Source organism: Streptomyces daliensis, assembly GCF_054782395.1.
The window spans coordinates 55,127-67,325 of record NZ_BAAGSO010000119.1 but is presented as its reverse complement, the minus strand read 5'-3'; the positions used below and the strand labels follow the sequence as shown (position 1 = coordinate 67,325).

Annotated in this window: 15 protein-coding genes; 11 read left to right on the top strand and 4 right to left on the bottom strand. The window is 71.8% G+C overall.

Features of this window, described 5'->3' with window-relative positions; genetic code table 11:
* Positions 1-156: 156 nt before the first annotated feature.
* The 4 genes from ACYVOO_RS33755 to ACYVOO_RS33740 all read left to right on the top strand — a co-directional run bounded on the left by ACYVOO_RS33755 (position 157) and on the right by ACYVOO_RS33740 (position 2,537).
* Entirely contained in the window at positions 157-1,413 is a 1,257-nt protein-coding gene (locus ACYVOO_RS33755; RefSeq protein ID WP_461019536.1) for a helix-turn-helix domain-containing protein, read from the top strand.
* 97 nt (positions 1,414-1,510) lie between these two features.
* On the top strand, positions 1,511-1,945 hold the full coding sequence (locus ACYVOO_RS33750) for a hypothetical protein (protein WP_461019535.1): 435 nt from the start codon (positions 1,511-1,513) through the stop codon (positions 1,943-1,945).
* Between the two features lie 53 nt (positions 1,946-1,998).
* Positions 1,999-2,256, top strand: a complete 258-nt coding sequence (locus ACYVOO_RS33745; protein WP_461019534.1) for a hypothetical protein — start codon at positions 1,999-2,001, stop codon at positions 2,254-2,256.
* On the top strand, positions 2,253-2,537 hold the full coding sequence (locus tag ACYVOO_RS33740; protein WP_461019533.1) for a hypothetical protein: 285 nt from the start codon (positions 2,253-2,255) through the stop codon (positions 2,535-2,537). The genes ACYVOO_RS33745 and ACYVOO_RS33740 overlap by 4 nt, the downstream gene beginning before the upstream one ends.
* 367 nt (positions 2,538-2,904) lie before the next feature.
* Here ACYVOO_RS33740 and ACYVOO_RS33735 read toward each other — a convergent pair whose 3' ends face one another.
* The 3 genes from ACYVOO_RS33735 to ACYVOO_RS33725 form a co-directional block, all read right to left on the bottom strand.
* Positions 2,905-3,570 carry a response regulator gene (locus ACYVOO_RS33735; RefSeq protein ID WP_461019532.1) on the bottom strand — a complete coding sequence of 222 codons (666 nt, stop codon included), beginning with the start codon at positions 3,568-3,570 and terminating at the stop codon, positions 2,905-2,907.
* 16 nt (positions 3,571-3,586) lie between these two features.
* Positions 3,587-5,032 (bottom strand): sensor histidine kinase, encoded by a 1,446-nt coding sequence (locus ACYVOO_RS33730; RefSeq protein WP_461019531.1) that lies wholly within the window; start codon positions 5,030-5,032, stop codon positions 3,587-3,589.
* A gap of 126 nt (positions 5,033-5,158) precedes the next feature.
* The gene (locus ACYVOO_RS33725) at positions 5,159-6,382 is read right to left on the bottom strand and encodes a Clp protease N-terminal domain-containing protein (RefSeq protein WP_461019530.1); all 1,224 of its coding nucleotides are present in this window, start codon (positions 6,380-6,382) and stop codon (positions 5,159-5,161) included.
* 56 nt (positions 6,383-6,438) lie between these two features.
* On the opposite strand from ACYVOO_RS33725, the gene ACYVOO_RS33720 reads away from it, so the two are divergent.
* The 7 genes from ACYVOO_RS33720 to ACYVOO_RS33690 all read left to right on the top strand — a co-directional run bounded on the left by ACYVOO_RS33720 (position 6,439) and on the right by ACYVOO_RS33690 (position 10,878).
* The gene (locus tag ACYVOO_RS33720) at positions 6,439-7,800 is read left to right on the top strand and encodes a helix-turn-helix domain-containing protein (protein ID WP_461019529.1); all 1,362 of its coding nucleotides are present in this window, start codon (positions 6,439-6,441) and stop codon (positions 7,798-7,800) included.
* A 12-nt stretch (positions 7,801-7,812) separates the two neighbouring features.
* Positions 7,813-8,127 carry a 4a-hydroxytetrahydrobiopterin dehydratase gene (locus tag ACYVOO_RS33715; protein WP_461019528.1) on the top strand — a complete coding sequence of 105 codons (315 nt, stop codon included), beginning with the start codon at positions 7,813-7,815 and terminating at the stop codon, positions 8,125-8,127.
* Between the two features lie 384 nt (positions 8,128-8,511).
* Entirely contained in the window at positions 8,512-8,940 is a 429-nt protein-coding gene (locus tag ACYVOO_RS33710) for a hypothetical protein (RefSeq protein WP_461019527.1), read from the top strand.
* The gene (locus ACYVOO_RS33705; protein WP_461019526.1) at positions 8,937-9,254 is read left to right on the top strand and encodes a hypothetical protein; all 318 of its coding nucleotides are present in this window, start codon (positions 8,937-8,939) and stop codon (positions 9,252-9,254) included. Before ACYVOO_RS33710 ends, ACYVOO_RS33705 begins: the two co-directional genes overlap by 4 nt.
* Positions 9,251-9,535 (top strand): hypothetical protein, encoded by a 285-nt coding sequence (locus tag ACYVOO_RS33700; RefSeq protein WP_461019525.1) that lies wholly within the window; start codon positions 9,251-9,253, stop codon positions 9,533-9,535. Before ACYVOO_RS33705 ends, ACYVOO_RS33700 begins: the two co-directional genes overlap by 4 nt.
* Positions 9,536-9,556: 21 nt before the next feature.
* Positions 9,557-10,060: a hypothetical protein gene (locus ACYVOO_RS33695; protein WP_461019524.1), complete on the top strand. Its 504-nt coding sequence runs from the start codon at positions 9,557-9,559 to the stop codon at positions 10,058-10,060.
* Between the two features lie 263 nt (positions 10,061-10,323).
* Positions 10,324-10,878, top strand: a complete 555-nt coding sequence (locus ACYVOO_RS33690; RefSeq protein WP_461019523.1) for an EF-hand domain-containing protein — start codon at positions 10,324-10,326, stop codon at positions 10,876-10,878.
* A gap of 80 nt (positions 10,879-10,958) precedes the next feature.
* Here ACYVOO_RS33690 and ACYVOO_RS33685 read toward each other — a convergent pair whose 3' ends face one another.
* On the bottom strand, positions 10,959-11,627 hold the full coding sequence (locus tag ACYVOO_RS33685) for an HNH endonuclease family protein (RefSeq protein WP_461019522.1): 669 nt from the start codon (positions 11,625-11,627) through the stop codon (positions 10,959-10,961).
* Positions 11,628-12,199: the final 572 nt, after the last annotated feature.

Genomic DNA, 12,199 nt, shown 5'->3' with positions numbered 1-12,199 from the left:
GCGATGAGGTCTGCGCAGGTGGGGATGATCGATACTGCCAGCTCGGCGACGGGTGCGCGCTCAGGAGCGCGGCGCGTGCGTGTGACGAGTTCACCCATGAAACGGGCCAGCGCCATACCCTGGCAGTGTCCAGTCGCGCAGAGAAGGGGCAAGGCCGTGTCGTCTGAAGATGTCACCCCGGACCCGTACGCCGAGCCGCTGGCGTTCGGTCAGCGGATGCAGCTCCTGCGTGAGCGACGCGGCATACCCCGCACCGTGCTGGCGGGACTTCTGGGCATGTCACCGAGCTGGGTCAAGCAGATCGAGAACGGGCGGCTCCAGACACCGAAGCTGCCCATGATCCTGCGTATCGCCGAGATCCTCCGCGTGCGCTCGCTCTCCGAACTCACGGGAAACGCGGCCCATGGTGAGCTGATGCTGTTCGTCGGGCCCGGACACGCGCGGCTGCCCGCGGTGGCCGCTGCCGTGAACACGTTCCCGGCCGGGACGGACCGGGCCGCGCCGGCGCCCGCACATCTCGCCGCCCGCCTGGCGAGCGCGTGGACGGCCCGCCACGAGGCGAAGAACCACAGGGAAGTCATCGGGAAACTGCTGCCCGATCTGATCCACGACGCCCAACTCGCGGTACGGCAGGCGGACTCGGCTCTCGATCGCCGGGCGGCGCAAGCGGTCCTGTCCGAGGTGTACGCGCTGTCCCAGTTCTTCCTCGCCTACCAGCCCGACAGCAGCCTCCTGTGGCGGGTAGCGGAGCGCGGCATGGTCGCGGCCCAGGAATCCGAGGACCCGCACGCCATCGGCGTCGCAGCCTGGCTGACCGCCCAGGCCCACCGCGACAGCGGAGCCACCCACTACGACGCGGCCGACGCGGTCACCCTGGCGGCCCTGGCCCACCTGGAACCGCTGCTGCCGGACGCGCCGGACGATGTGCTGGCCATCGTCGGCGCGCTGGAGTTCGAGGCCGGGTACACGGCCGCGCGGCGCGGCGACACGGGCTCGGCGTGGGGCTGGTGGGACAAGGCCCGCAAGAAGGCGCAGCGCCTCCCCGGCGACTACTACCACCCGGTCACCAGCTTCTCGCGGGCCATCATGGGCGCGCACGCGGTGACGGTCGCGGTCGAACTGCACGCCGGGGGCGAGAGCGTCCGGCAGGCCGCCGCCGCCGACGCGACCACCATCAAGTCCCGGCCGCGCCGGGCCCGGCACCGTATCGAAGAGGCACGCGGCTACCAGCTCGACGGGCAGCCCGAAGCCGCGCTCGCCACACTGGACAAGGCGTTCGAGGCGGCGCCCGAGACGATCCGCTACAACGGCTACGCGCGACGGATCGTGCTGGAGGAGACCGAGGCCAAGAGCCCGGAGCGGCGTCGCCGCGCGGCGGAGCTGGCCGTGAAGATCGGCGTGCTGGCCGCCTGAGAACCGGCAGCATCGGGGGCAGGATCTGTGCCCCCTCGGCTGTGCCCGCGTCCCTACGGTCGGTAGCGAACTGATCGCGCCGACTACAGGGGTCGTCATGGACGCCATCGCAGACTCGCCCACGCGCCCGTGGACACCGCCCACGGGGGTGGCCGCCGAGTTACTGCCTGCCGGAGTGTTTTGGGACGCGGCCATCGTCCCGGCATATCTGGGGGATCGGGCGCTGGCGCGGCTCGGCCGGGAGTCGGGGGCTGTGATCCGTGACCCGTACGGGCACCGTCTGACCTGGCTGGTGCCGCCCGGCACAACAGCCGGGTGGAGCATCCCCGAGACCTCGTGGGTGCAACTGCTCAGCGTCACGCAGCATGTGACGGTTCCGCCCGGCTGGTGCACGCGGTCGTCCTTCACACACTGGGTGCGAGGCTGGGACCCGCACGGGCTGACGGATGCGCGCTTGCTGTACGTGGTGCTGGATGCGGTGATCCGTGCCGAACACGGGCCCCGCGCGCACGAGAGCGGAGCCGGGCGGTGAGCCCGCGTTGCGTCCGTTGCCGCCAGCGGCCGGGCACGGTGGAGATCTACGTCATGTCCGGGGACGGGGCAGGCCCGCGCACTGTTCCTGTGCGGATCTGCGAGGAGTGTGCGCGGCGGGCCGCCGAGCGCTGTTTCCGTTGCCGCCAGGCGCCCGGTACGCAGGTTGTCCTTGAGCTGTACTCGGGTGATGAGCGGGGCGAGAGCCCGCAGACGCGTACGCGCACCGTCCCCGTGAAGGTCTGCGACGGCTGCGCGAAGACGATCGCCGAGGACGAGGCCCGTGCCGCGAGCATGGCGGCGGACCGGTGAGCCGCCCCCAGTGTGAGGTGGAGGGCGACCGCCACGTGGGCCCTGTCGTGCGCTACCTGCCCACAGCGCGCTACCCGTGGCACGAACCAGTGTGGCTCTGCCCCCGGCACGGCGCCTACCTCCCCCTCGCCGCGATCCGCGCCCACGTCACTGGCGAGACCGTCGCCCGCGCCATCACCGTCTTCACCGGCGCAGGCAAACACCGCACCGACACCGAACCCGTCGAGCCCGAGCCGGGTGACGAACCACCACCCGCCCTGCGTGTGGTGCGCGCACCGTGACCCCCACCCACCACCGATCTGGAGCAACCCCTGCGCCTGCGCGAGAAGGGCGAGCGGATCGCCGTAGACGGGGAGGCCCGCGACTGCCTGTCCACCCTCCTCGCGCCCCGGCATTGGTGGCAGGCCCGCCACACCCGTATCGGCAAGGCCCTGGCACACGAGGGCCGCACCGTCATCCTCACCGCACCCCTCGTCGGCGGACGCGGGCTCCAACTGACCACCGTCGCACCCGCCCCATAAAGCCCCCGTCTCCTGGGGAAACCGTCGGCAGCGGTCCAGGGGACGGGCCCCACGTCCCGGCGTGGGTGCGACGGCGACCGGCACCCGGACCCCGTGCCGGGGCACCCGTGCCGGGACAGCCCGGCCGTCATGCGTCGAGGTGTCCGCCCGGGGCGAGCAGGCCCGCCTCCTGCGCCAGTACCGCCGCCTGGACGCGGTTGGTGCAGTCGGTGCGGGTGAGGATGCTGCTGATGTGGGCCTTGACCGTGCCGGAGCTGAGGTGGAGCTGTGCGGCGATCCCGGCGTTCGAGAGGCCGGTGCCCAGCAGCCGGAGGACGTCGCGTTCGGCCGGTGTCAGATCCGCGATCCGACGTGCGGCGGCTTCGCTGCCATGCCCCGACCTGGCCCGGAATTCGACCAGTTGACGGGTGACCTGCGGGGCGAGGACGGGTTCTCCGGCGGCGGCGCGGCGTACGGCGTCGATGAGGTCGCGCGGACCCGTGTCCTTGAGGAGATAGCCGTGGGCTCCGGCGCGCAGCGCTGAGGCAACGGTCTGTTCCTCGCCGAAGGCCGTCAGCATCACCACCCGGGTGCGGGACGAGTGCCGGATGATCTCGGCGAGGGCGCTGATGCCGTCCCCGGGCATCCGGATGTCGAGGAGGGCGACGTCGACGGGGTGGGCACGGCAGGCTTCGACGGCCGCACGGGCGTCCTGTGCCTCGGCCACGACGCGGACCTCGTCGGCGTTCTCCAGGATCAGCCTGATACCGGCACGCATCAATGCCTCGTTGTCGGCGATCAGGACTCGGATCATCGGCTCAGTCTAGAACTCAGCGCAGAACCGCCATGATCAGCAGGGCGATGGTGCCGCCGATCGTCGGCAGCAGCACCAGCAGTGCCGCGCAGCCGCCGCCCAGGAGGCGGGGCCAGGTGAGGACATCCGTGGGCAGCGGGGGGCGGGAGCCCGTCCCGTCGAACTCGTCGAACGCGTGGGACCCGTCGGACCCGTCGGACACCGACCTCGGCGCGGCGGTGGGCACGGGCGGCGATTCGGGCCGGACGGGTATCCGCGCGGAAAGGGCGAAGCCGCCCTCCGGACGCGGTCCGGCGTGGAGGGTGCCGCCGAGCAGGCTGATCCTCTCCTGGAGGCCGACGAGTCCGCTGCGGCTCCCGCCCCCGGGCGAGCGGGGCACCGGCGGGGCGCCGTTGACGACGGCGACCACCACCGTGTCCCCTTCGTCGTGGAACGTGACGCGCACGGGCGCGCCGGACGCGTGCTTCAGCGCGTTGGTGAGTCCTTCGCGGGTGACGCGGTGGACGGCCTGCCTGGTGCGCGCTTCCGCTTCCGTCGGCCCGGTCGCCTCCCAGCGCAGTTCGGCGTCGACCCCCGCGCTGCGGGAAGCCGCGACCAGGGCCGAGAGATCCTCGCGGGTCCCCCGCTCGCCGGTGTCGTCGCCGGACTGGTGACGGAGGACGCCGAGGATGCCGCGCAGCTCCTCCATGGCCGTTCCGGCGGTGGTGTGCAGAAGTCCGGCCTGCGCTGCCAGCGGGGGCGCCTGGCGTTCGGCGGCGAGTTGGAGGGCTCCGGCGTGCACCGAGATGAGGCTGATGCGGTGACCGAGCAGATCGTGCATCTCGGCGGCTATGCGCGCCCGTTCCTCCATGCGGGCCGCCTCGTCGGTGAGGAAGCGGGCGTGTTCGAGGTAGGCGTTGCGTTCCCGCAGCAGCCGCGTCAGCGGGCGGCGACGCGCCAGCATCAGCCCGGACAGCGCGGGCAGCAGGATGAACAGCGCGCCCATGCCGAGGCCGCCCGCCAGATACGGCATCTCCGGGAGCCCGGTGAGGGACTGGGCGGCGAGCAGCACGAGCACGACACCGACGCAGCTTGCCCCGACCACCGCCCAGGCGCGCCGTGCGGGGGCGATGCGGCGCACGGCGGACCACACGACGTACGGCACCACCGCCGCCGCCCACACGTTGTCCCCGGCGGCCACCGGCACGCAGCCCAGCACCGTGAGGGCCGGGTACCTCCGCCGCGCGGGCACGAGCAGCGCCGTCCACACTCCCAGGAGGGTCGCCGTCACCGGGTGGGGCGCCGGGGTCAGTGGCACCGGTACGAGCGAGCACAGCAGGACCAGTCCGGCGAGTACGGACTCGGTGACGACCGTCCGCCGGGGCGCGGCGCGCACCGCCTCCCGGATCGCGACGGTCTCGCCGCGCACCCGCTTCCAGGGGCGGGGCCGCAGTCGCGGTCGCGGTCGCACTGCCGGGCTCATGGTCTCTTCCTCCGTGTGGCTGCGTGCGGCTCTGCGCGGCGCCGTGCTGCTCCGTGCAGGTGCCGTTCTCCACCGATGCTCAGGCGCTCTCGTCGTACGCGTCGGCGAACCGCCGCGACATCAGCGTCAGGCACTTCGTGCGGCGCCTCCCGGAACCCGCAGCTCTGGCTCGGCCCGCAGCCCGGCGACGTCGGCGCCCGCCTCGGTCAGCACACGCTCGATCTCCGCCGCGGACTCCGCGTCCGTACCGGTCTCGTCGAGCAGCGCGGCCAGCAGGTGGGTCGTGCCGACCGTCGGCGAGTCCTGGGCGGAGGCGGTGAACTCTGTGACGTGCAGGAGCCTGCGTTCGAAGTCGGCGCCGCCGCGGATCTCCGGGGGCTCCCCCGCCGCGACCCCGGTGGTGGGCAGCAGCACCCGGGCGACAGCATCCTGCCGTACGCCGTACCGGCGCAGGAGTTCCGCCCCCTGGTTCGCGCCCGTCAGCTTCTCGGGCAGCTCACGCCCCGCGACCGTCAGCGCCCGGTCCAGCCCCAGGATGCCCAGCAGTATGTCGACGGGCTCCTGCTCCGGCACCCCGCGCCGCACCGCAGCGCGTCGCGCCTCCGTGCCCACCACGCCCACGACCGCGGAGCCGAATCCGGCGCCGCCCCCGAATATCCAGGCGAAGAACTTCCGGGCCAGCGGATTGCCGCTCTTCCCGAAGGTCCCCGCCTTGCGCAGCACCAGCACCGGGCCGGGCTCGGGCGTCTCGTCGCTCCCGCGCAACGCGTCGAGCGCGGCCGTGGCAGCCGCGACGTCCAGCTTCTCCACCACCAACGCCTCGCGGGCACGTGTGTCGGGCAGCTCGACCAGTGCGCGCGCCACATGGCGGACGCGCACGGAGATGCTGCCCTCCTCCCGCGCGGCCTCCAGCGCCTTGCGCAGACACGCCCGCAACGCGCCGGTCATCGGCGGGAGTTCAAGGCTGCCGCGCTCGTCGTCCGCCTTCTTCCGGTTCTTCCAGCGCAGCCTCTTGGCCTCCTCGTGCAGGACCTCTCGCCAGAACGCGTCGACCTCCCGCTCGTCGTCCGGGCTCCCCGCCGTGCCGTCACCCGCGTCGTCGCTGATCCACACGGCTGTCCCCCGGACGCCGATCGAACCGCCGAGGGTGCCCGCGGCCTTCATGCCGGGGGCGATCGCGGAACCCGCGGCGGAGTCGCCCGCCACGAGTGCGCTCAGCAGGCTCTCCGTACCGATGTCGTCGCGTTCCTGCTTGGCCACCGTGCGTACGGTCTCCAGCAACAGCGTGAAGACGTCCCTCTCGAACTCGGTGGTCGCGCCGGCGCTGCGCTCTGACGTGCGCTGGTCCATCGGGCATTCCTCTCCGTGGGGGTTCTGTGAGGTTCCGCGGGGTTCCGTGGGGTTCCGTGGGGTCACCTGCCGAGAAGGACGCTAGCCGCGCGCGTTCCGGCTCCGCCTCGGCCGACCGGCCATGCTTCCGGTCCAACCGTCCAGACCCTCCCGCCCACCCGGCCGCCTCCGCGACGGACGGCGCCCACTCCCTGCCGACGCCGCAGCCCACGGGCGCCCGCACCATCGCCCTCGGCCTGAGCCAGAACGCCCTGGCCAGGCGGGCGAATCTACTCGCCGGACTGGCATCCGGAGGACTCACCCGCACCGAGATCAAACGCTACGAGCACGGTGGGCGCCGCCCTGTCGACTGGTTACCGTTCATCGCGGGGGCTCTCGGAATGTCCTCCGATGAGCTGACGGGCGTCACGGACCCGATCGACGCGGTCCTGGCCGATCTCGAAGTGGACGTGGGCATGGCGATCGACCGGCGTACCTTCCTGACCGACAGTGGCGGCCTCGCGCTGTCCGCACTGCCAGTGAGCCCCAACTCGCCCGTGCCGCCCGAGGCCGTCGACTACTTCCGCGACCGTCTGGACGGGCACTGGAGAGAGGACGCCGTGCAGGGCCCGCGGCACCGCGCCACTGTCACAGCGCAGTTCAAAGTGCTGGAACACGTGGCAGGCCGGGCCACCGGCTCGGTGCGCCGGGAGTTGTGGCAGACAGCCGCGGCTTGGTCCGGGCTGGCCACCTGGCTCTGCCAGGATGCCGGACAGATGAGTCGGGCCGCCGCTTGGAGCGTCCGCACGCTGGAACTCTCCCACCGCGCCCACGATGCCCAACTGGTCGCCCACGCACTGGCCAACCGCGCGATGCTGGACACGGACATCGGAGACGGCCCCACCACGGTGGAGATGGCCACCGCGGCCCTGGAAGGAAACGGCCTGTGCGCCAAGGTCCGCGTCCAGGCACTCCAGCAGGCCGCGCACGGGCACGCCTTGCTCGGCGACCGCGCGGCCGTCGACCACGCCCTCGACAGCGCGCTTCCACTGATCGACCAGATGGACGACCCCTACGGCTGGGGCAACGCCCCCCATACTTCCTCATACCTGGAGATCCAGCGCGCCACCTGCTACACGCGTCTCGGTCTCGGGGCCGAAGCGGTGCGCTTGTGGGACCAGGTCCAAGGCTCCGCGTCCCGCCGCAACAGTGGTGTCTTCACCGCCCGGTACGCGCGGTCGCTGGCCGCCGCCCGGCGGCCGGAGGAAGCGGTCATCGCGCTGGAGGCGGCGATCGAGGTCGTGGCCGAGGTCGAATCCGCCCGGCTGCGCCGGGAAGTACGGACGGCCGCCGCCGCGTTGTCGCCATGGCAGCACGACGGGCCCGGCCGCCGCGCCCACGAGTTGCTCGGCAGTATCGGCCTGACCGCCCACGAGTGAAGGGGCACCACCATGGCAGAGCGCGACCCGCTGACAGAGGACCAGGTCCGCGAGCACCTCGCACGCTGGGACGGATGGAGCGGCGACACCCGCCGCATCTCCAAGACCTACCAGCTCGACTACTACACGAGCATCACCGTCATCAACGAGATGGCCGAGACCGCACAGCGGCTCCAGCACCACCCCGACGTCGACCTGCGCTGGCAGACGCTGACGTTCAGCATCACCACCTACACGGCGGGCGCCGTCGTCACCGCGCTCGACTTCAATCTGGTCGCCGAGCTGGAGCGCATCACAGCCGCGCACGGTGCCACGACCGCCCCCTGAGCCTCACCTCCGCAGCCCCTCCTGCGGCCCGCTCCGTGGGCATGGTGCGACGGGCACGCCGACGACAGGATCGGTCTGGGCCGTCTCGGTTTCTTCCTGCGAGTGAGCTGCGGTCCCGAACCGCGCGAGCAGTCGGCGCGGGGCGGGACCGCGCACTCGCCCGTATGCACTCGCGGCCCCCTCCTCCGACAGCCTGGCCCCCTCCTGGCCCCCTCCTGGCCCCCCTCTGAGCTCTTTCCTCGTTGGATCACCCGAGATGTGATGGCTGCTCAGACAAGACCCCCGCGACCGCGCGAACGGCCCGGGGGCGTGGCCAACGCTGTAGAGGAGCGTCAACGTGCCGAAGACTACCGACCTGTCTCTCTCCGAGGCAGGGGCGTCCCGATGAAGGCTCTGACGAGTACACCGCCGTGGGCACCGCCCACGGGAGTGGCCGCCGAGTTACTGCCCGCCGGAGTCCACTGGGAGGCGGTGGTCGTCCCGTCGTATCTGGGGGATCGGGTGCTGGCGCGGCTCGGCCGTGAGTCGGGGGCGGTCATCTGCGATCCGTACGGGCACCGGCTCATCTGGCTGGTGCCGCCCGGCACGACGCAGGGGTGGGTCGTGCCCGAGGCCACGTGTGTGCAACTGCTCAGCGTTGCGCAGCATGTGACGGTTCCGCCTGGCTGGTGCACGCGGTCGGCCTTCACGCACTGGGTGCGGGGGTGGGCGGAGCACGGGCTCACCGACGCACGGTTGCTGTACGTGGTGCTCGACGCCGTGATCCTCGCCGAGCACGGGCCCCGCGAGCACGAGAGCGGGGCCCAGCGATGAGCGCGCGCTGCGGCCGTTGCCGCCAGCGGCCGGGCGCGGTGGAGATCTACGTTCTGCCCAGGGGCGAGGCGGCCCCGCGCACCGTTCCGGTGAAGCTCTGCGACGACTGCGCGCGACGGGCCGCCGCGCTCTGCTTCCGCTGCCGCCGGGCCCCCGGCACGCAGGTTGTCCTCGACCTGTACTCCGGCGACGAACGGGGTGCGAGCCCGCAGACGCGCACGCGCATCGTTCCCGTGAAGGTGTGTGACGGGTGCGCGGCCGACATCGCCGCCGAGGACGAGGCCCGCGCCCGGAACCCGGAGGCGGCACGGTGACCGAGCCCGAGCACGAATGCGGCATCGAGGACACGGCGCACGAGGGAGACGTACGCGAACACGTCACCGCGGGGGCGAGCCCCTACTACCGGCCGCTGTTCCTGTGTGACCGCCACCGCTGGTACGCCGGACGCGCGCTGGACCGCATCGCCGTGACGGGTGAGGAGTTGGCCCGCGCCATCGCCGTCCTCTCCGGCGCCGGAAAACGCCGCACCGACACCGAACCCGAGCCGGACGCCGAACCGGCACCCGTCGTCCTGCGCGTGGTGCGCACACCCTGACCCCCGACCTGGAGCAACCCTGTGCCTCCTGACCACACCGTTCTCATCCCCGCCGACCCCGAGGATGTCTTCTACGACCCCCACGGCTGGGCCACCACCGCAGGCTTCCCCGTCGCCGTTCTGGAAGGCCAGCAGGCGCGCTTCGTGATGCGCCGCATCCAGGACCGGGCCGTGCGCCTCATGTACGAACTCCCCCATGGCACCGCCTTCCTCACCACCTACCCGCGCTGGATGCCCTCCGGGCAGGTCGTCGAGATCATGGAGGGAAACATGGCCACCCTCCTGACCGCCCACGCCTGCCACCCCCTGCGCCTGCGCGAGAAGGGCGAACGCCTCACGGTGGACGGCGAACCCCGCGACTGCGTGTCCACCCTCCTCGCCCCCCGGCGCTGGTGGCACGCCCGCCATGCCCGTATCGGCAAGGCTCTGGCACACGAGGGACGCACCGTCATCCTCACCGCACCCCTCGTCGGCGGACGCACGCTCCAACTGGTCACCGTGTCTCCGCGCGACGTGACCTCATAAGACCCCCGTCTCCTGGGGAAACCGTCGGCAGCGGTCCAGGGGACGGGCCTCATCTCCCGGCGTGGGCGCGACGGCGCCCGGCACCCGGACCCCGTGCCGGGGCCCCACGCCGGGTCCTGCCAAGGCGAAGGAGAAGAACGGCCTCAACTGCCCTGGGCCTCCGGCCCCCGCGCTCCTAGCGTTTCCGGGGGGCGCGGTCATTGGCTCTGGCAGGCTCCCGCCACGCCCGTCACCAGATGCGACGACCTGGAAAAGGAGCACGCATGACGGAGGACGTGAAGGCCCAGAAGTTCAGCACCCTCTTCCGCTGGTTCGACCAGAACGGGGACGGGCTGCTCACCCACGACGACCTGCAAGGGATGGCCGAGCTGTTCGCCGGTCTGGCGCGTGCGGGCGACAAGGAGAACGCGTCGGCGATGCGGAACGCCTTCGAGACGTGGTGGCAGTTACTCCTCGCCCACGGCGACTCCGACGGAAGCGGGCAGATCTCCAGGCAGGAGTTCATCACGGTCATGGAGACCAACGTGACCGACCCCCGGCACTTCGAGGAAGCCGTGCTGGCGATCGCCGACGCGCTGATGCGGGCGCTGGACACCGACGGAAGCGGAATGCTGAGCCAGGCGGAGTACGTCCGGATGTACGACGCTCTGGGGATTCCTCCGGTCCACTCCGAGGCGGCGTTCCGGCTGCTCGACCAGGACGGCGACGGTGCACTAAGCCACGCTGAATTCAGGTCAGCCATCACCGAGTTCTACCTGAGCGCCGACCCGAAGGCCGCCGGGAACTGGCTGCTCGGCCCGATCGACCAGGCCACCTGAGGGCCCGCGCGGCCAGGGGTCGGGCGGCGCCGCCACAGCCGAGCGCACCGCCGCCCCACCCCTTCAGCCGAGCGCAGCGATCAGCACGTGCCCAGTGCCTCCGTAAGCGCGGACTTCTCCGCCGAGTCGACCGTCATGCCGTGGGTGTCCTTGACCCAGATCCACATGCGGGCGTACTGGCAGTGGTAGCCCGTCTTCGAGGGCATCCACTCGGCCGGGTCCTTGTCGCCCTTCGACTGGTTGACGTTGTCCGTGACGGCGAGGAGCTGGGCCGTGTCCAGGTCGTTGGCCAGGGCCTGGCGTTCGGACTGGGTCCAGCCCGACGCGCCGGAGCGCCAGGCCTCCGCGAGCGGGACGACGTGGTCGATGTCCACGTCGGAGGGGTCGGTCCAGGTCTCGCCGTCGTACGGGCTGGTCCAGCTACCGCTGGTCGGGTAGCAGTCGCTGCCCGTCTCGACGCCCTCGCCGTCCCGCTTCAGCACGGCCTCCCGCGTGTTGCAGCCGCTGCCCTGGTCGATCCAGTGGGGGAACTTGTCGCGGCTGTAACCGTCGGAGGAACCTTCCGCCTCCTCGGACAGCCCGCCGAGCATCGTCTTCGCCTCGGAGGCGGAGGGCGGGGTGGGCGGTTCCGCCTGGGCCGCCGGAGCGCCGGTGGTGAACATCAGCAGACCCGCGAAGAGGGCGGCGAACAGGGCGACGAGGGCCGGCCTCCGTCGACGCGCGTAGAGCTTGCGGCGCATGCGTTGCATACGAACTCCCTTGGTGTGGGGGGAAGTTGAGTGGAGCGGAGAGTTTCATGCTGCCGACGCCAGGTTTCCTCCCGACGGGCGACAGGTAACAGAGTGACGACGTGTTCACGTCACATCAACCCCCCGAACGGGTCCCCTTCGCGGGGTGCGTCAGGAAAAGGAAACGGGGGGTTGCCCCTTCACCGGGCTGTGCCGCTTCACGGGGTGCGGGGTGATGGTCACACGGGGTGCGTGTTTCTGGTGGGGGTGCGCCTGTTGTGGGTGCCCCTTTGGGGTTTCGTTCGCGTGTTGCGGGCCGGTGGCACGGGTTGTGCCCACCCGTCCCGCCTGCGGGACGATTGCCCACAACTTTTTGGCGCCGTCGCCCGGCGAGGGTGTCGCTGGGTGCGTCTTGGGGTTTCGTCGCCGGGTGCGGGCGGGTGGCTACGGCGCGGCGTATGGACCGGTGCGTCGCGGCTGGCGCCGCGTGATTCTTGGTGTCCGACGGTGGCCGTGTGGGGCGCGTGGGTGGTGGGTGTCCGGTGCCGGGGTGGGGTGTCTCCTCGGCGTGAAGGTCTCGTTGTCGGCTTTCG